Raw genomic sequence first — 19,956 nt, forward strand, 5'->3', positions numbered from 1 at the left:
TCCATTTCGTTTCGTTCGTTTCGTTCCATTCTATCTATCTTAATTTTTATTTTCTTAATCCCAATTTCGACAGTACATTTTTGTAAGAATCCATTTTTGTATTTTTTAAGTATTCTAACAATTTCTTTCTTCTATTTACCGCTCTCAACAATCCAACAGATGAATGTTTATCTTTTTTGAATTGTTTAATATGTGTAGAGAGAGTTTCAATTTTCTCTGTTAACAAAGCAATCTGAACCTCTGAAGATCCAGTATCTTTTTCATGCATTGCTAATTCTTGTGCCTTTTTGTTCATGCCTCTTTTTTCCTATTTATTTGTTTGTTTTATTAAGTTTTCTATTTTTTCCGCATATTCAAAAGATTCATCTTTTCTAAAGAGTAATTTTGGTAAAAATTTCATAACCACTTTTTGTGATAATATTTTTCTGATTAAAAATGAGTATTTTTTTAACATAGCAATAACTTCCTCAGCATTTTTTCCCCCAAGTGGGAGCACATATGCTTTAGCTATTTTCAAATCTTGACTCATTCTCACCTCAGTAACCGTTATAGTATTAGTTTCTAAATTTGGGACCTTAGCCTCATTTTTTATAAAAATCATGCTTAAAGACTGCTTAATCATTTCTCCAACTCTTAGCTGTCTTTGTGATATCGGTTTTCCAATTCTATCAGTCATTAAATCATTCTATCAGTTGATGTTACACTATACGCTTCTATTGTGTCGTTTTTTTGGAAATCCATATAATCTTTCACTGTAATTCCACATTCTTGGCCGTTGCTAACCTGTTTAACCTGATTTTTTTCTCTGAAAAGAGTTCCAACTTTACCAGTATAAATGATCGCTCCATCTCTTATTATCCTTACATCTGAAGCAGTGGTAATTTCTCCTTCCATCACTTTTGACCCTGCTACTTTTCCAGCACCTGAAACTTTAAATATTTCTAAAATTTGAGCTGTACCTGTAACAGTTTCCTGAATATCAGGAGATAATAATCCTGACATCTTTTGCTTAATATAATCTAAAACTTCATAGATAATATTATAAGATGAAATTTTTATTTTTTCATTCTCAGCTAATTTTTTTGCTTCCTTACTTGGTTTAACATTAAATGCTATTAAGACTGCATTTGAAGCTTTTGCCAATGTAACGTCTGTTTCAGTTACCATTCCAATATCTGCTAAAATTATTTTTGGTTTAACTTCATCATGTTTAATCTGGTTGATTGCATTTTTGATTGCTTCAGAAGATCCATGAACATCTGATTTAATTATTAAATTTAATTCCTCTGCTGAACTATCTGAAAAAGCAGAGTCTTGAGTTGCAAATGTTAGTGGATTTTTAGTATCTTTACTTTCTTGCGCTCTATTTTCACTCAAAGTTTTTGCCTCTTTTTCATTATCAACAACTATAAAATCATCTCCAGATTTAGCTGCACCGTTAATCCCTAAAATCTCTACTGGTGCTGATGGAGGTGCATCATTAATATTTGTTCCCTTATCATCAATTATTGCTCTAACTTTTCCCCATTTCAAACCACTTACAAAAAAGTCTCCTTTTTTTAAAGTTCCAGTAGTTACAATGATTGTTGCAACAGGTCCTCTTCCAACATCAATTTTGGATTCTAATACAATTCCCGTTGCCTTAGATTCAAAATCAGTTTTTAAATCCAATATTTCAGCTTGTAAAACGATTGCTTCAACTAATTTGTCTAAATTCTTTTTAGTAGTTGCTGAGATTTCAACCATTAAAGTGTCTCCAGATAAATCTTCAGCAATTAGTTCATGTTCTAATAACTGGTTTTTTATTTTTTGTGGATCTGCATCTGGTAAATCACATTTGTTAATTGCTACAACAATTGGAACATTTGCAGCTTTAGCATGCTTTATAGACTCTACCGTTTGTGGTTTAACACCATCATCAGCGGCTACCACTAATACAACCACATCAGTTAATTTTGATCCTCTTGCTCTCATTTCAGTAAAGGCTGCGTGACCCGGTGTATCAATAAAAGTTAGCTTATTAGATTGGCTTTCTATTTGATAAGCTCCTATGTGTTGAGTAATTCCACCAAATTCTCCTGACACAACATTTGCGCTTCTTAAAACATCTAAGACTGAAGTCTTACCATGATCAACGTGACCCATAACAGTTATAATTGGTGGTCTGTTTTTTAAATTTTCTACTCTTGTAGCTTTAATCTTCTGAATTATTTCTTCAGCTTTTTCTTCTCTTACTGGGTTGTGTCCAAATTCTTTTACTAAGTACTCAGCAGTATCAGCTGCTAATGTTTGGTTGATAGTTACAGTAACGCCCATTCCAAATAAAAACTTAATAACATTACTCGATTGTTCAGCCATTCTGTTAGCAAGTTCTCTAACTGTAATTGCTTCTGGAATATTCACATCTCGTTTAACAGGTTTTAAATTTTCTTGAGCTTCTTCTTTAGTTAAATTTTTATTTTCTTTTTGCCTTGCTCTTTTCACGGAAGCTTCGCTTCTCGCTCTTGCTTCAATTTCATCACTTAAAGCTCGTGAGACTGTTAATTTTAATTCTCTTTTTTTGGTTCCTGCTTTTAAAGTTTTTTTATCTTTATTATCATTGTCCCCTTTAAGTCTTTTGGTGGCTCTTTGCTCCGCCAACTTTCTTCGATCAAAGTCATTTGTTATTGGGGGTGATTTAGGTGCAAATGATGGTTTTACAGGAGCTCCTCTATTAAATGTTGAGGTCGTTTTCGGCTTAAAGCCCCCAGGTCTAGACGATCCACCTCTACTTGGAAATTTGCTTGGTTGTTTTTCTATTACTACAGAATTTTTTCCTTGAGTTTTTGCAAGCTCAATATTTTTGAACGATTTTTTGGCTGTACCAGATATTGTTAATTTTGTTTTCTTTTCCATAGTTCATCACTCAATCTTTGTAGACAATATTTCTCGCAGACATAATTAATTCATCCGCTTCTTCTTTTGATAAAGCAAAATCTTCAAGATAACCTTGGATTTTTACTCTTTCACCTTTAACGATATCAAATCCGCCTGTTAACTCATCTGATGCTAAATCAGCAAAATCTTCTAACGTAAGAATTTTTTGATCACCTAAAGTCATTAACATTCCAGGCGTTAGCCCTTTTAAATTTATCAGAGCATCTTGAAGACCCAATTCTTTTATTCTTTCTGAAATATCCTCTTGATCTTTTTGATGAAATTCTTTTGCTCTTTCTATTAAGGCTTTCGCAGTATCTTCTTCGATACCTTCAATTTTCATTAAACTGTCTGCAGTAGTATCTTTAATATCATCTATTGATGAAAACCCTTCAGCTACGAGCAATTGACCCAATGTTTCATCTAACTCTAAATTTTTGACAAAGTTTTCAGTTTTTTCTTTAAATTCAGACTGTCTTCTTTCTGAGTCTTCTGCATCAGTCATTATATTAATTTCATAATTTAATAACTTAGTTGCAAGTCTTACGTTTTGACCTCTTCTTCCAATAGCTTTACTTAAATTTTCTTCCGTTAAAATTACATCTAATTTTTTTCTTTCTGAGTCTACATTTACTCTTTGAACCTCTGCAGGTGACAAAGCATTTGAAACCAAGATTGCTGGATCTTCCGACCAATTTACAATATCAATTTTTTCACCTTGTAGTTCATTTACAACAGCTTGAACTCTAGAGCCTCTCATACCGACGCAAGCTCCAACTGGATCAAGAGATGTATCAACTGCTTTAACACAAATTTTTGCTCTACTACCTGGATCTCTTGATGAGGATTTTATTTCAATTAATCCATCATAAATTTCAGGAACTTCTTGAACAAAAAGCTTTTCCATAAACTTTGGATGTGCTCTTGATAGGAAAATTTGTTGTCCTCTCGGCTCTCTTCTTACATCATAGCAATAAGCTTTGATTCTATCTCCAGCTTTAATATTTTCTCTTGGTATCATTTCATTTTTTTGGATAATTGCTTCTGTACGTCCAAGATCCGCAATAACATTTCCAAACTCTAGTCTTTTAACAATACCACTTAAAATTGTATCTTTTTTATCAATAAAGTCATTGAATTGTCTTTCTCTCTCGGCTTCTCTTACGTTAAAACTAATTACTTGTTTTGCTGTTTGAGCTGCAATTCTTCCAAAGTCAAATGATGGTAACGGTTGTAACACCTCATCTCCAACTGCTTTATCTTTGTTAGTTTCATTTAGATCAATTGCATCTTCAAGTTTAATTTCTGTATTAGAGTTTTCTGGATTTTCAGCAACAATCAATTTTCTAAAGATTTCAATGTCACCATTATCTCTATTAATTGAAACTTTTATTTCATTTTCCTGACCAAATTTAGACTTTGCTGCTTTTGCAATTCCTGTTTCCATTGAACTAATGATTAGTTCTTTGTCGATAGATTTTTCCAAAGCTACAGCTTCAGCTATTCTTAATAATTCTAATTTATCTGCTCTTTTGTTTAACATGATTTAATTTGCTCCAAAAAAAAATGGGCTAATGCCCATTTTGTAAATTCAATAATGTAAGGGCAATATAGTAAAGTTTTTTTTTAATTCAACAGAAACTATTTAGAAAAATGGCTTGTTTTATCAGTTTTTTCCCAAGAAAATGAGCCATTATCATCTGGTGTTCTTCCAAAGTGTCCATAAGCAGCCGTTTTTTCGTATATTGGTTTATTTAAATTTAACATCTCTCTAATACCTCGAGGGCTTAAATCAAAATTTTCATTTATTTTATCTACAACAAATTTATTTTTTTCTAAATCGTTATCAAATAAATCAACATAAATTGATAATGGTTTAGAAACACCAATTGCATAAGCTAATTGAATTAAGCACTTATCTGCAATTTTTGAAGCAACAACATTTTTAGCAATATATCTTGCTGCATAAGCTGCAGATCTATCTACTTTTGTAGGATCTTTTCCAGAAAAAGCTCCTCCTCCATGAGGTGCAGCACCACCATATGTGTCCACTATAATTTTTCTTCCTGTTAACCCACAGTCTCCATCTGGACCTCCAATGACAAAATTACCTGTTGGATTAACATAAAACTCTACTTCATTAAAACCTTCAAGAAAATTTGATGGAATAGATTGCAGCATGTAAGGTCTTAATAAATCTCTAACTTGTGCTTGATTAACATCTGCAGAATGCTGGGAAGATATCACCACAGATTTTACTTTTGTAGGTTTTCCATCAACGTATTCAAAAGTAACTTGGCTCTTACTGTCTGGTTCTATATTTTTTAACTTTCCTGACTTTCTATCCTCTGCCATTAATCTTAAAATTTTATGAGAGTAATGAATAGGTGCTGGCATTAAAACATCAGTTTCATTACAAGCATATCCAAACATAATACCTTGGTCTCCAGCTCCTTCATCTTTATTTCCAGATGAATCTACACCCATTGCAATGTCAGCAGATTGCAAATGAAGATGGCTTTCTATTTTTGTTGCTTCTCTCCAAGTAAAACCTTCCTGATCATAGCCAATATCTTTTATGCAGTTTCTAACTTTTTCAATTAATTCATCTTTTTTTATCTCGGGACCTCTAACTTCTCCCGCTAAAACTACTTTGTTCGTTGTTGTTAGTGTTTCACATGCAACTCTTGAGAATGGATCTCCAGATAGATAACTATCAACCACCATATCTGAGATTCTATCTGAAACTTTATCCGGATGACCTTCGGATACAGACTCACTTGTAAAAAGAAAATTTTTTAAATTACTCATTTTTAAATCTATTAAATGAAAATATCAAAAAAATATATAGTAAAATTAATGATATAAAAATTTTATTTCCATATTTAGAAAATAATGTTGGTTGTATTTTTTTAGCTTTTTTAAAATCAATATAGCCTGATTGTCCATATTCAACTTTTTGCTCAACAACACCTAGGGGATTAACAATCGCTGCAATACCATTATTTGCTGAACGTAATAAATATTTGCCATTTTCAACTGCTCTAAAAATACTATGAGAAAAATGTTGTTTGGGTCCTATCGAACTACCAAACCAACCATCTTCAGAGATATTTAGCATTAAATCAAAATTTGAGTTATTAAATATTTTACCTGAATAGATTATTTCATAACAAATTAATGGTAATATTTTTAAAGAAAAATCATCTCTTTTTATATCTATAATTTTTCTATCTTCACCACTTGAAAATGATTGATAATTATTTGTAATTACACTTAAACCAAATTTTTTTAGAATATTTTCAAAAGGTAAAAATTCACCAAATGGAACCAGATTAATCTTGTTGTAAAAATTTAATATTTCTAAATTATGATCATAAATTGATAAGGAATTGAAATAGTCAATTTTTTCTTTGTTTGTTTTTTGACTGTTAATTCCAATAAATAATAAATGATTTTTATTGAAGACATCCTCAAACAACCACTTAAATTCAATTAATTCTTTTTGAGAAACATCAGGTAGAATTCCCTCAGGCCAAACAAATATTATTTTATCACCTTTATTGGGCTGACTTATATCGATCAATTCATTTATCACAGAGACTGAGTCAATATTTGAATAAAATCTATCTAGACTTATATTTGAACCTATGGCTCTTACTTTATATTCATAATTTATAGTATCTGATGAGTTAAATCTTTCTTTATAAGATGATCCATATAAATAAAATAGAAATGGCATAATTAGAAATATAATACATACGGCAATATCTTTTTTTGTTTCTCTTAGAATAAATATTGCAGGACTAGAGAACAATGAAATACAAAATAAATTAAATCCATAGGTTCCTATTAATGAGGTAATACTTAATATTTCTAAATGATTAGCAAAACTGTAGGCTATTAAATTCCAAGGAAAACCAGTTAAAATTGAACCTCTAATAAATTCAAAAACTCCAAAAAATAATGCAAAAACTAAAAAAGAGCTTACTATTTTTTTAGAATTTGAAATTATAAAACAAAAAGTAGCTAATCCATAAAAAATTCCCAGAAATGAAGGTATTAAAATAAGAGTAACTGGAATTAAAAATTTAAAATTTTGATCAAATGTTAACGATATTGATATCCAATACAAGCTTGCTAAAAAATAACCAAATCCAAATAACCATCCGTAAAAAAAGAAATCTCTTTTACTTTGAGAAATTTTAGATTTTTTAAAAAGAAATATAAAAAATACACTAAATGAAAAAAAATTTATTATTAAGTAATTATAGGGAGGTAAACTTAAAGATGTGACTGAACCTAAAATTATTAAAAAAACTATCTCAATGTATTTTTTTTTTATCAATCTAGTTAATCTTTGAAATTACAGATTTATATATTTTTTCTTCCTCACTAACCATTCTTCTATAATCTTTATCTTTTATATGGTCAAAACCTAACAAGTGAAGATATCCATGAATAAAAGTTTTAACTACTTTTTCTTTAAATTTTTTAATATTTTGTGATTTAGGTTTGTTCATAAAATTATAACTAATTATAATATCTCCAATATAAGTACTTTTAGTTATTGGTGTTTTTTTTTCTAGAGGAAACGAAAGAATATCTGTAGACTTATTTTTATTTCTAAAATTCTTATTTAATTTTTTGATACATTTATTATTAGAGAGAAGTAAAGAAAAGGTTATTTTCTTGTTAGGAAATCGGTATTTTTTAGGGAAAAAATTACAAATTTCTTTGAAAAAAAGTTCTTTTTCTCTAAGTTTTTTTGACCAAGCTTTCTCTTCTGAGAAAACTTCAATACTAATCATTTTTTGAGTAGGCTTTAACTATTTTAGAGACAAGTGGGTGTCTAACCACATCTGAATGATCAAAATCAACAACTGATATTTCATTTAAATGGCCTAATAATTCTTTTGATCTAACTAATCCTGACATATTTTTATTTGGTAAATCAATTTGTGTTGGATCTCCATTAACAACTATTTTAGAATTTTCTCCTATTCTAGTTAAAAACATCTTAATTTGAGTATCAGTAGCATTTTGAGACTCATCTAAGATTGCAAAAGAATTTTTTAAAGTTCTTCCTCTCATAAAAGCAAGTGGTGCTATTTCAATATCACCTATTTCGATCATTCTTTGAATTTTTTCAAAATCAAAAAGGTCATACAAAGAATCGTATAAAGGTCTTAAATAAGGATCAACTTTTTCTTTCATGTCACCAGGTAAAAATCCCAACCTTTCTCCTGCTTCAACAGCAGGTCTGGATAAAATTATTCTTTCAATTTTTTTTTCCAACAACATGGTAAGGCCTACAGCAACTGCTAAAAATGTTTTACCAGTCCCTGCTGGACCTGCTGAAATTATTATGTCGCTTTGTCTTAAAGCTCTTACATAATCTTTTTGTTTTTCTGATCTTGGAATAATTGATTTTTTTGGTGTCTTAATTATATCTGTAACATTATTATTTTTAACTTTTTCATTAATCATAAAATTATCTACTGAAGAAAGTATGTCCTTATTTTCAATACTGCCATTATTAATAAATTGATTTGCCAAAAATTTAATAGCATTTTTAACTATTTCATTTTTTTCAGGATTAGACTTAATTAAAATAGAGTTACCTCTAGAATATAAGCTTGTTTTGGTAATTTTTTCTAACTCTTTTAAATTTTTATTAAACTCACCTACTACACCAATCAAAAGTTCATTATCGTGAAAAATAACACTAAGAGAATTGTTATCAGAATAAACAAACTTTAGTGAAGTATCACTATTTTTTTTTGTTACACTGCTCAATTTCTATGCTACCTTTTGATTAGAGCTAAAATCTCTTTCACCAAACAAAGTGCTTCGATTACTTTTATTAATTTTTACTTGCACAATTTTTCCAATATCATCTTTTTTACCATTAAAAATAACTGATGTCATATATTCAGATCGACCAAAAACTTGGGTTTTATCATCTGTTAAATTCTCAACTAAAACGTTAATTGTTTTATTCTCTAATGATTTATTCATATACATCTGATTATCATATAGCTGGCTTTGAATTTTTTCTAATCTTTCCATAGAGGTTTTTTTATCAATCAACTTTAAATCTGCCGCAACTGTACCTGGTCTTGGGCTAAAAATAAATGAATAGGAATTTATAAACTTAATCTTTTGAATTAGTTCAAAAGTAGCATTAAAATCCTCTTCTTCTTCACCAGGATAACCAATTATAAAATCACTAGAGAATTGTATATTTGAGTTAATTTTTTTTAACCGATCATAAATTCTATAATATTCACTAATAGTATGTTTTCTATTCATAAGATCTAAAATTTTATTAGACCCACTTTGAACTGGTAAATGAACTAGTGGCATAAGTTTTTTTGAATATTTATAAACTTCAATTAAATCATCCGACATATCTTTTGGATGGGATGTTGTATATCTAATCCTTTTAATACCCGAGAATTTTTCAATCGCTAATATTAAATCTGACAATCTATATTTTTCATTATTATAAGCGTTTACATTTTGTCCAAGCAAAATAATTTCTTGGGTACCTGAGTCTGTTAAATATTTAGCTTCGTCCAAAATTTGTTTAAATGGTCTAGAATATTCTGGACCTCTTGTATATGGCACCACACAAAAATGGCAGAACTTATCACAACCTTCTTGGATTGTTAAAAATGAGGAAATTTTTCCAGAGTTATTTTTAATTTTATTAAAATATTCAAATTTTGAAATTGCATCAAATTCTGTTTCTTCAGCTTTTTTGTTTTTTTTTGTATAATTTAAAATTGTATCATTAATTTTATGATATGCTTGTGGTCCAATAACAAGGTCAATGTAAGGTTCTCTTTTAAGCATTTCCTGATTTTCTGCCTGCGCAACACATCCGGCTATTATAACTAGTGGTTTCTTTTTTGATCTAAAAATTTTTTTAACTCTTCCAATTTCATGATAAACTTTTTCTTTTGCTTTATCTCGTATATGACATGTATTTAACAAATAACAATTTGCATCCTCATAATTTTCTGTTTTTTCATAGCCAATTTTTTTTAGTGAATCATATATTCTATTCGAGTCATACTCATTCATTTGACAACCGAATGTTTTAATAAAAATTTTTTTTTTCATTTATTAGGATTTTTTCTTAATCCCATATAATTCAAGCTTATGGTCTACTAGTTTGTAGCCATATTTTTCTGCTACTTTTTTTTGAAGTTTTTCAATTTCCTCATCTACAAATTCAATGATTTCACCGGACTTCACATCTATTAAATGATCATGATGTCCTTCATTTAATTCTTCGTATCTTGCTTTTCCACCTTTAAATTCATGCTTAGCTAATATTCCTGACTCTTCAAATAATTTTACAGTTCTGTAAACAGTAGCTATACTTATCTTTGGATCAATTTTAGAAACTCTGTTATATAATTCATCTACATCAGGATGATCGGACGATTGAGACATTACTTGTGCAATCACTTTACGTTGATCGGTTAACTTTACACCCTTTGACAAACATTTTTCTTCAATAGTTTCTGGCATGTTTAATTTTAACTTATATAAATAGGATTAATCAAATTTTTTTTAACTTTATATTTTTCACAAAAATCAGGGATATTTTCATAATTTAAATCTTTCTCATCTTTAAAATCATCTAAATTATAGCAATAATAATCAATATTTTTTGCCACATTAAGAGCTTTAACAATTGACATTAAATTTCTTATACCTGCAAAGCTTCTTGTTCTGTTATTTATGTAAATTGTATTAATTTCTGCAATTTTAAGATTTTTTGATGATAAAAAATCATTAATAATTAGAGTTAATCTTTCATAATTAATTTTAGTATTCTCGTGTGTAATATTATAAATATTAGCACTAGTAATGATCATTAAAAAAAATTTTTCATTAGCGACATCAATAATAAGTTTATTCATTTTTATTCTGTTTATAAGCTCAAATTCTATTTCAGATGAAAATAATATCAAATACTATTCTGGTGATGAAGGTATTTTATCATTAATGTATCATCGTTTTAATGAGAATAAATACCCCTCTACCAACATTAAAATGGAAGTCTTTAAAGAGCAAATAGAAATAATAAAAAAATCAAGTTATACTTTTTCTAATCCAAAAGATTTTAAAGAAAATTTTACTTTACCAAAAAGAAATAAAGAAATTCTTATAACAATTGATGATGCCTTTTTATCTTTCTATATTGAGGCTTGGCCATTTTTAAAAAAAAATAAAATTCCTTTTATCTTGTTTGTTTCAACAGAGCCAGTTGGGAAAAAAGGATATATGACCTGGGAGCAGATCAAGGAAATTGAGGCTGAAGAATTTGCAGTAATAGGTCACCACTCACATTCACATGGGTATCTTATTGAAAAAGATAATAATTTTTTTATCTCAGATATAGAAAAAGCAAATGAAATATTTTTAAATAATTTGGGATATATACCAAATTTATTTTCTTATCCCTTTGGTGAATATTCAAAATTTATGAGAGATTATATTTCTGAAAATTTTGATTATGCTTTTGGTCAACATTCCGGTGTAATTGATTTAAATAAAGATAAATTTGAACTACCTAGATTTCCAATTAATGAAAATTATGGAGAATTAAAAAGATTTAATTCTATTATAAATTCGTTTCCACTTGAATATGAACAATTGCTTCCTCTTGAGAAAAAATTATCAATTGAAAATAATCCGCCCAATTTTAAAGTTAAGTTTTTTAAAGAACAAAAAAATATTAAAGATATTAATTGTTATTCTAATGAATTAGATAAATGGGAAAAGTCTAATACTACTTTTGATAATAATATGTTAACCATAAAGTTCAGAGGTCCATTTAAACCTAGAAGAGGAAGAATAAATTGTTCTCTTAATGATAAAGGAAAATGGAGATGGTTTGGTATTCAATTTCCAATTAAAGTGAATTAAATAAGACTTTCCAGGTCAACACTTGATGGTAATAATTGAGCATCATCAAAATCTTGCAATTTATTCTGCTTGATTATTTTTTGTAAAACTTCAACATATTGATTTCCTGTTTCTGCATATTTATTAAGATATTTGGACAACTCCATGCTATCTAATTTTTTGTTAGAGTCTCTTAATTTAGCTCTGGCTTTTCTAAAATCTTTATAAGTAGAGTGGGTGTTTAAATTTCTTTGGTAAGCCCTCACTGATGCTTGAAGGATATTAAACTTCATAACTTTATGTTCCTGTCCTTCTTTTGCCTCTTTTGGTCTTAAACCTTCTCCTGACCAAGTCCATTGACCAAAAAGAGCGTTACCCTCTTGGGCAAATCTAGAAGTTCCCCAGCCTGTTTCTTTTGCTGCCTGCGCAATTGCTAATGATACAGGTATTTCATCCATTCTTATTTTTAATGTTGATAGATCATTAGATTTTACTCCATATTGCTTATATTTTCTATCTAACCATTTTTTTTCTGAGTTGGAGTTATTGCTTTTATTAATAATACTGAAGAGAGTTTTTCTATCTAGTTTAATATTGTTATTCTCCTGAATAATCAAAGGTAAGACAATCTGAATAAAAAATTCTTTTCTTTTTTTCGTATTTTCAATCATCTTTATTTCTTGAGGCAATAGAGTTAAAGCAACAGGTTTAACTAGTTTTTTTTTACGCACATCATTTAGTTCATAGCCTGTATCTTCAAATAACTGCTTTATAGTCGAAGCACTTAATCTCACAGAATCAGTCTCTAAATTATTCAAACTAAAAATATCTAAAAGTAAATCATTCTCATTTAATGTTTCACTTTCTTTTGTATTTTTATTTTTTTTATTTAGTGTATACGCCAATATTTTTTTGGAATTATTTGTGTATTCTTTGGAATTAAAATTTTTATTAGCAAAATTGATTAAAATTGGAGTAATATAAAAAAATGAAACTAGTACAAAACTACTCAAAAATATTCTAGATATAGAATTAATTGTTTGAATTTGAGAAAAATCTTTATTTTTTTTTTTGGGGTTTTCTATGAATTTTAACTCTAGCTGACTAATATTTTTAGTTTTTAGTCTAGCTTTTCTTTTTTTAACTTCTTTTGTTTTCATAATCAGGATTTATATTGCAACAACCTCTTTTACCTCAGGTAAATAATGACATAAAAGATTCTGAACACCTTGTTTTAAAGTCATTGTTGAGCTTGGACACCCCGAACAACTTCCTTGTAATTGAACTTTAACCACTCCATCTTTGAACTCTTTAAATTTTATATCTCCACCATCTCTCGCTACTGCAGGTCTTATTTTTTGATCTAAAATTTTTACTATTTTCTGTTCAAGTTCATCTAAATTTGAATTTTGCTCATCCAAACTCTCATCTATTACAAATTCTTTTCCCTCTGAATAAAAATCATTAATGAATGATATTACAATATGTTTTATTTCATCCCATTTAACTATTTCTTTTTTATTTATAGAGATAAAATCTTCTCCCAAAAAAATTCCCTCAACTCCATTTATAGAAAGTAAATTTCTCACAAGTGAATTTTGGGTATCACTTTTATTAGTAATTTCGTATGGACCACTATTAGACACTTTTTTTCCAGGTAGAAATTTAAGTGAATTAGGGTTTGGCGTTACTTCTGTTTGAACGAACATAAATTATATATAGTGAATATTTAAAAAATTAAAACTTGATAATAAATTTTGTCTAAAAACCCACTATTTCTTTAATTCTTTTGATCTTTTTTGAAGCTATTCTATTAGCTTTTTCAACCCCTTCTAGAAGCGTGTTATCCAAATATGATTTATCATTAAGAAGTCTCTTTATCTCCAATGAAATAGGCTGAATTCTATCAATAAGAGCTTCGGACAATTTTTCTTTAAACTCTGAAAAATTTTTACCTGCAAAAATCTCTATACTGTTTTCTAAGGAAGAATTTGTTAAGCTTGAATATATTTCCAAAAGATTTTTTGCTTCTAATCTTTCATTAAGATCTTTTGTGGAGTTTGGCATAGGCAATGGATCTGTTTTTGCTTTTTTAATTTTATTGACAATTAAATCACTATCATCTGTTAAATTTATTCTACTTAAATCTGACAGTTCAGACTTGCTCATTTTTTTTGAACCATCTTTAAGGCTCATAATTCTTGAAAACTCTTTTTGAATTAAAGGCTCCGGAACTTGTAAAAAATTTTCGATTTCAAAATCGCTATTAAACTTTTGAGCAATGTCTCTACATAACTCTAAATGTTGTTTTTGATCATCTCCAACTGGAACATGTGTTGCGTCATAAAGCAATATATCAGCTGCCATAAGGACTGGATAAGAGTAAAGGCCAACACTTGCCTTTTCCTTATCTTTTCCTGCTTTTTCCTTGAACTGGGTCATTCTATTTAGCCATCCCATTCTAGCAATACAACTTAATATCCATGCGCCCTCAGCATGAGCAGGAACTTTTGATTGATTAAAAATGATACTTTTTTTAGGATCTATTCCACTTGCTATAAATGTAGCTACAGTTTCTTGGATATTGCTTCTTAACTCCTTGGGATCTTGTTTAACTGTGATTGCATGTAAATCTACAACACAAAATATACATTCATTTTCATTATCATTATTTAAATCTACAAAATTTTTTATAGCTCCTAAATAATTTCCTAGATGAAGATTACCTGTAGGTTGAACACCAGAGAATATTTTCTTACTCATAAGTTAGTACTTTAATTTAATATCGTTCATTTGAAAAGCTTTGATGAAAAAACACACAATTAAATAGAACAATAATCCTAATATAACAGATAAAACTAAATATAGAGATTTAATTGATTGATTAAATGCTAATTCGTTTTGAAAAAAATTTAATAAAAAGTTAAAAAATAACCCCATCAAAATTGATGCAAAAATAATTTTAATAAATTTGATAAAAAATATTTGATTGAAATAAAATAATTGTCGATTCTTTAGAAAAATAAATAACAATACTGAATTAAACCACGAAGAAATAGAAGTTGCTATTGGAATTATTATAAAACCAATTTCACTAAAATAATAAACACTAATTAAAATATTAATTACAACTGAAACTAAAGAAATAAAAAATGGAGTTTTGGTATCATGATTAGCAAAGAAAAAACTTGAAAAAACTTTTATTAAAGCAAAAGCGGGCAGACCTAGTGCAAAATAATATAAAGCCAAACTTGAGTTATTCACTGAATTTTGGTTAAAAGACCCATATCCAAATAAAGCTGAAATAATTTGTTCTGATCCAATAATTAAAGCAATAGTAGCTGGAAGACTTAAAAATAAACTTAATTCAAGAGCTTTATTTTGTATGGATAAAATCTTTTTTTTTTTTCTAGATTGAATATGTTTTGAGAGCTGTGGAAGTACAACAACACCAATCGCAATACCAGCTATAGCTAAGTTTATTTGATAAATTCTATCTGCGTAATATAAATAAGAAACTGCACTTGCTTGAAATGATGCGATTATTGTTCCAATTAAAATATTAATTTGAGTAACTCCAGAAGAAAAAATGCTTGGTAAAAGTTTTTTAAAAAAAAACTTAACTTTGTTAGTTGCTTTTAATTTAAAATTAAATTTTAATGAGTAATGTTTTGATACATATTTATATAAAAATATTAATTGTAAAAAACCAGCTAATGAAACACCGTAAGACAAAAAATAAACTAATTGATCACCCAAAGATTTAGAAAAAATTAATACTAAAATTAAAACAATATTTAAAATTATTGGGGCTGCTGCAGCAGCTGCAAACTTATTATGAGAATTTAAAATTGCAGAAAAAAATGATGCTAAACAAATAAAAAATAAAAAAGGAAAAGTAATTCTCGTTAAATTTATTGCCACTGTCATTTTTTCTAAATCATTAACAAATCCGGGGGCAATAATTGAAACGAATATAGGCATAAAAATTTCAATTATTATTGTTAAAAATAATAACCCTAAAAAAAGAAGATTAAAAATGTCATTAGCAAATTTACTTGATTGTTTTTTTCCCTTAATTATTTCTGATGAATAACTTGGAACGAACGCTGCATTAAAAGTACCTTCAGCAAACAATCTTCTAAATGTATTTGGAATTCTAAACGCTACAAAGAAAGCATCGGCCAACATTCCTGTACCAAGGAAAATTGCTATTAGAATATCTCTTAAGTAACCAAGCAATCTACTTATTATCGTAAAAAAACCAAATGTGCCTGTTGACTTAACTATGTTCATAAATCATATTAGTCTTAATTTTACCCTAATTGTATACCTAATTATCAAAAATGAAAAAAACTAACATTGGTCACTATACAGATAAAGAGGCTCTAGATTTTCATAAAGATAAAAAACCTGGAAAGATTGAGATCATTTCATCAAAAAACATGACCACTAAGAGAGATCTTGCTTTAGCATACTCTCCAGGTGTTGCAGCTCCTGTAAGAATGATTAGTGAAAATCCAGAGACTGTTTATGATTATACAAGTAAAGGAAATTTGGTAGCTGTTATTAGTAACGGTTCAGCAATATTAGGAATGGGTAATTTAGGAGCCCTTGCATCAAAACCTGTAATGGAAGGTAAGGCAGTACTTTTTAAAAGATTTGCAGATATTGACTCTATTGATCTTGAAATAGATTGTTCTGACGCAGATGAAATTGTTAATTCAATTAAAAACTTTGCTCCTAGTTTTGGAGGAATAAATTTAGAAGATATTGCTGCCCCTGATTGCTTTATAATAGAGCAAAAATTAAAAGAAATTTTAGATATACCAGTCTTTCACGACGATCAGCATGGGACAGCTATTATTACAACTGCAGCGTTAATAAATGCATTAGACATAAGTGGTAAATCAATAAAAAAAATTAAAGTAGTTGTTAATGGAGCTGGTGCGTCTGCTCAAGCATGTACAGAGTTATTTAAAAATTCGGGTGTCCCTAATGAGAATATTATTATGCTCGACAGAAAAGGTGTAATTTACAAAGGAAGACCTGATGGAATAGATCAATGGAAATCAAGATATGCAATCGAAACTAATTTACGGACTCTTGAAGAAGCAATAAATGGAGCAGATGTTTTTCTTGGTTTATCAGCTAAGGGTGCTCTTAAAAAAGAATTTGTAAAAAAGATGGCAAAAAATCCAATAATTTTTGCTTGTGCAAATCCTGATCCTGAAATTACTCCTGAAGAAATAAATGAAGTTAGAAATGATGCAATAGTTGCAACTGGAAGATCGGATTATCCAAATCAAGTAAATAACTTAATTGGTTTTCCCTATATTTTTCGAGGCGCCCTTGATGTTAGGTCAAAGATAATAAATGAAGATATGAAAGTTGCAGCTGCCCAAGCAATTGCGAAACTTGCAAGAGAAGATGTTCCGGACGAAGTTGTGGCTGCCATGGGAGGTGAAAGACCACATTATGGCAAAGAATATATTATTCCTTCAACATTTGATCCAAGATTAATAAGTATTATTCCAGCTGCCGTTGCAAAAGCTGCAATGGATAGTGGGGTTGCTAGAAAAAATATTAATGACTTAGATATATACAAAGATCAGCTTAGACAAAGATTAGATCCGACCGTAACTATTATGCAAGGGATCAATTCTTACATTAAAAAGAATCAAAAAAGAATAGTATTTGCAGATGGTGAGGATGAAAATACTCTTAAAGCTGCAATAGCGTTTAAAAATTCTAAATTAGGTATCCCGATTCTTGTTGGGAAAGAAGGCAAGATAAAAGAACAAATTAAAAATATTGGTTATAATGATAATTTTGATATTGAAATAGTTAATTCTAAAGATGAAGAAAAAAGAAAAAAATACGTAAAATATATATTTCAAAAATTGCAAAGAGAACAAGGATTATTAGAAAGAGATTGCGATAGACTTGTTAGAAATGATAGAGTTATATGGGCTACTAGTATGGTTGCATGTGGTGATGCAGATGGTGCAGTCACTGGAAATACAAGGCGTTTTGGTGCCTCTTTAGATAAAATAAAACAAGTAGTTGATGTCAGAAAAGGTGAGATCATGTTTGGACTAAATATGGTTGTTCATAAAGGTAAAACTATATTTGTTGGCGACACTAGTGTTCATGAATATCCAACGTCAGAACAAATGGCAGAAATAGCAATTTCTACAGCAAGAGTGGTAAGGTTATTTGGTTTTGATCCTAAGGTGGCATTCGTATCTCATTCTACATTTGGTCAACCTCTAACAAGTAGAACAAAGCATATTAGAAATGCAGTGGATATTTTAAAAGAAAAAAAAGTAGATTTTGAATTTGATGGAGATATGCAGCCAGATGTTGCTTTAAATCTAGAATATAAAGATTTATATCCTTTCTCAAAAATTGTTGGAAAAGCAAATATTTTAATCATGCCAGGTCAACACAGTGCAGCCATATCTTATAAAATGATGAAAACATTAGGAGACACTAAAGTTATTGGACCATTATTGATTGGGCTTGGATTACCAATAGAGATCGCTCCTTTAAGATCTTCAACATCAGAACTTATAAATTTGGCGTCTATTGCTGCTTATTCTGCCGATGTAATTGATTATAAAAAATAATTAATCTTTTTGAATTCTTAAATCTTCTACAAGAATAATACTTGCGATAACGTCTTCTACATCCAATATCTCTTTAGCTTCACTAATTACTAAATCTTTTTCTTCAGATGTTAGTGCAATTCCATAAACATAGATTTTTTTCTTATAAGTGTCTATTTGATAATTGGTTGCCTTAATATTCTTATTTAAAATAATTGCTGTTCGAAGTTGAGAGGTTATTAAAATATCTTTTGCAGATCTTTTGAAATTAAATTCTTCTTTTATTTTTATATCATTACGAACAGACCTAGCGCCTTTTGTTTCCCAAGCTAATTTTGTTAATAATAATTTTTCCTCAGGATTATCAACTTTTCCTGTTAAAAAAATTCTTCCATCTAATACTTTTGATTTTACTGATAATAGATATTTTTTATCTTTAATAAGAATTCTTGCAGCTAAATTTTTTTGCATAATTGAGTCATCCATTTGAGTGCCAACTGTCCGTGGATCAAAAGCAACACTAACTCCTGTGCCAAAAATACCTTTTGAAGAGACACCAACACAACTAGATAAAATTAAACCCAGTAAAATAATTATTATAAATTTAAATTTCATTTTTTATCTTTAAACAATAATTATAAATTTCTTTTTTTGAAATATCTTTATTTTGACTAATAACTTCTGTTATTTCTTTTATAGTTAATTTATTAATCATCTTTTTAATGATATTCATATCTGATTCACTTAATTCTGGTGAGTGATTTTTATCAATTTTTTTTTCAGAAATTACTATTGTTAGCTCTCCTTTAAGCTCTTTATTGAATATTTCTAAATCATCCACATTTTTTCTTATAAATTCTTCATATATCTTTGAAATTTCTCTACAAAATATTATTTTCCTTCCACTAAAGTTTTTTTTTAATTCAGGAATAATTTTATTTACTTTTTTTGAAGAAATAAAAAAAACACATGTTTCATCAAATTTTGATATCTTGTTTAAGACGTTTATAACAGCCTGTTTTTTTTCAGGTAAAAATCCATGAAAAATAAATTTTTCTGAAAAACCACTAATTGATACTGCTGTTGCTACAGCTGAAGGTCCTGGAATTGGACAAATTCTAATATTGTTTCTCACACATTCATTCACTAATATGGCACCAGGATCAGAAATACTTGGTGTTCCAGCGTCTGAAATTAATGAAATTATTTCTCCAGATTTTAGAAGATTTATAATTTTATTTAAATTTTTTGACTCATTAAATTTGTGATTTGAGATCAAACATGATTTTATTTCATATCTATCTAATAGAATTCTGGAAACTCTTGTGTCTTCACAAAGGATATAAGTAGATTTTTTTAATATTTCTATAGCTCTTAAAGTAATATCTTTTAAATTACCAATTGGTGTTGATACCAAATAAAGACCTTTTTCATTATCTTTTATTTGAGATTGTGATTTTATGAACATAATTAAGCTTAAAAAATATTATACTAACATTAA

Annotated in this window: 19 protein-coding genes; 2 read left to right on the forward strand and 17 right to left on the reverse strand. The window is 28.6% G+C overall.

The features are described 5' to 3' along the window. Nucleotides 1-46: 46 nt before the first annotated feature. The 11 genes from rpsO to F754_RS0106865 form a co-directional block, all read right to left on the reverse strand. Nucleotides 47-295, reverse strand: coding sequence for a 30S ribosomal protein S15 (gene rpsO, locus F754_RS0106815; protein ID WP_023649167.1), 249 nt, complete (start codon nt 293-295; stop codon nt 47-49). A 12-nt stretch (nt 296-307) separates the two neighbouring features. Continuing rightward, the gene (gene rbfA / locus F754_RS0106820) at nt 308-676 is read right to left on the reverse strand and encodes a 30S ribosome-binding factor RbfA (protein WP_023649168.1); all 369 of its coding nucleotides are present in this window, start codon (nt 674-676) and stop codon (nt 308-310) included. Next, nucleotides 676-2,895 carry a translation initiation factor IF-2 gene (gene infB / locus F754_RS0106825; RefSeq protein WP_023649169.1) on the reverse strand — a complete coding sequence of 740 codons (2,220 nt, stop codon included), beginning with the start codon at nt 2,893-2,895 and terminating at the stop codon, nt 676-678. The genes rbfA and infB overlap by 1 nt, the downstream gene beginning before the upstream one ends. Before the next feature lie 10 nt (nt 2,896-2,905). Then, complete coding sequence (gene nusA, locus F754_RS0106830) at nt 2,906-4,459, reverse strand: transcription termination factor NusA (RefSeq protein ID WP_023649170.1); 1,554 nt, start codon at nt 4,457-4,459, stop codon at nt 2,906-2,908. A 98-nt stretch (nt 4,460-4,557) separates the two neighbouring features. Beyond that, the gene (locus tag F754_RS0106835) at nt 4,558-5,727 is read right to left on the reverse strand and encodes a methionine adenosyltransferase (RefSeq protein WP_023649171.1); all 1,170 of its coding nucleotides are present in this window, start codon (nt 5,725-5,727) and stop codon (nt 4,558-4,560) included. Further along, the gene (gene lnt / locus F754_RS0106840) at nt 5,720-7,264 is read right to left on the reverse strand and encodes an apolipoprotein N-acyltransferase (protein WP_023649172.1); all 1,545 of its coding nucleotides are present in this window, start codon (nt 7,262-7,264) and stop codon (nt 5,720-5,722) included. Before lnt ends, F754_RS0106835 begins: the two co-directional genes overlap by 8 nt. Before the next feature lies 1 nt (nt 7,265). Further along, nucleotides 7,266-7,727: an rRNA maturation RNase YbeY gene (gene ybeY, locus F754_RS0106845; RefSeq protein ID WP_023649173.1), complete on the reverse strand. Its 462-nt coding sequence runs from the start codon at nt 7,725-7,727 to the stop codon at nt 7,266-7,268. Then, the gene (locus tag F754_RS0106850; RefSeq protein WP_023649174.1) at nt 7,720-8,715 is read right to left on the reverse strand and encodes a PhoH family protein; all 996 of its coding nucleotides are present in this window, start codon (nt 8,713-8,715) and stop codon (nt 7,720-7,722) included. The genes ybeY and F754_RS0106850 overlap by 8 nt, the downstream gene beginning before the upstream one ends. Before the next feature lie 3 nt (nt 8,716-8,718). Beyond that, nucleotides 8,719-10,047 carry a tRNA (N6-isopentenyl adenosine(37)-C2)-methylthiotransferase MiaB gene (gene miaB / locus F754_RS0106855; protein ID WP_023649175.1) on the reverse strand — a complete coding sequence of 443 codons (1,329 nt, stop codon included), beginning with the start codon at nt 10,045-10,047 and terminating at the stop codon, nt 8,719-8,721. A 3-nt stretch (nt 10,048-10,050) separates the two neighbouring features. Continuing rightward, complete coding sequence (locus F754_RS0106860) at nt 10,051-10,461, reverse strand: transcriptional repressor (protein WP_023649176.1); 411 nt, start codon at nt 10,459-10,461, stop codon at nt 10,051-10,053. 8 nt (nt 10,462-10,469) lie between these two features. Further along, nucleotides 10,470-10,856 (reverse strand): peptidase M22, encoded by a 387-nt coding sequence (locus F754_RS0106865; protein WP_023649177.1) that lies wholly within the window; start codon nt 10,854-10,856, stop codon nt 10,470-10,472. Between the two features lie 85 nt (nt 10,857-10,941). Here F754_RS0106865 and F754_RS0106870 point away from each other — a divergent pair, with 85 nt between their 5' ends. After that, nucleotides 10,942-11,865 (forward strand): polysaccharide deacetylase family protein, encoded by a 924-nt coding sequence (locus F754_RS0106870; RefSeq protein WP_023649178.1) that lies wholly within the window; start codon nt 10,942-10,944, stop codon nt 11,863-11,865. Here F754_RS0106870 and F754_RS0106875 read toward each other — a convergent pair. From F754_RS0106875 to murJ, 4 genes are read right to left on the reverse strand one after another with little or no spacing between them, the layout of a single operon-like run. Then, entirely contained in the window at nt 11,862-13,004 is a 1,143-nt protein-coding gene (locus F754_RS0106875; protein ID WP_082254674.1) for a glucosaminidase domain-containing protein, read from the reverse strand. The two genes, F754_RS0106870 and F754_RS0106875, sit on opposite strands and share 4 nt — an antisense overlap. A gap of 9 nt (nt 13,005-13,013) precedes the next feature. Further along, nucleotides 13,014-13,553 carry a NifU family protein gene (locus F754_RS0106880; protein WP_023649180.1) on the reverse strand — a complete coding sequence of 180 codons (540 nt, stop codon included), beginning with the start codon at nt 13,551-13,553 and terminating at the stop codon, nt 13,014-13,016. 52 nt (nt 13,554-13,605) lie between these two features. Further along, nucleotides 13,606-14,607: a tryptophan--tRNA ligase gene (gene trpS, locus F754_RS0106885; RefSeq protein ID WP_023649181.1), complete on the reverse strand. Its 1,002-nt coding sequence runs from the start codon at nt 14,605-14,607 to the stop codon at nt 13,606-13,608. A 3-nt stretch (nt 14,608-14,610) separates the two neighbouring features. Beyond that, nucleotides 14,611-16,140, reverse strand: coding sequence for a murein biosynthesis integral membrane protein MurJ (murJ, locus tag F754_RS0106890; protein ID WP_023649182.1), 1,530 nt, complete (start codon nt 16,138-16,140; stop codon nt 14,611-14,613). Nucleotides 16,141-16,190: 50 nt separating this feature from the next. On the opposite strand from murJ, the gene F754_RS0106895 reads away from it, so the two are divergent. Then, complete coding sequence (locus F754_RS0106895) at nt 16,191-18,476, forward strand: NADP-dependent malic enzyme (RefSeq protein ID WP_023649183.1); 2,286 nt, start codon at nt 16,191-16,193, stop codon at nt 18,474-18,476. Here the strand turns inward: F754_RS0106895 and F754_RS0106900 are convergent, their stop codons facing one another. Together F754_RS0106900 and rsmI are read right to left on the reverse strand one after the other, a co-directional pair. Next, nucleotides 18,477-19,070: a BON domain-containing protein gene (locus F754_RS0106900; protein ID WP_023649184.1), complete on the reverse strand. Its 594-nt coding sequence runs from the start codon at nt 19,068-19,070 to the stop codon at nt 18,477-18,479. Beyond that, nucleotides 19,060-19,923, reverse strand: a complete 864-nt coding sequence (gene rsmI / locus F754_RS0106905) for a 16S rRNA (cytidine(1402)-2'-O)-methyltransferase (RefSeq protein ID WP_023649185.1) — start codon at nt 19,921-19,923, stop codon at nt 19,060-19,062. The genes F754_RS0106900 and rsmI overlap by 11 nt, the downstream gene beginning before the upstream one ends. Nucleotides 19,924-19,956: the final 33 nt, after the last annotated feature.

Origin of the sequence: Candidatus Pelagibacter ubique HTCC8051 (assembly GCF_000472605.1) — a bacterium.
Lineage (GTDB): Bacteria > Pseudomonadota > Alphaproteobacteria > Pelagibacterales > Pelagibacteraceae > Pelagibacter > Pelagibacter communis_B.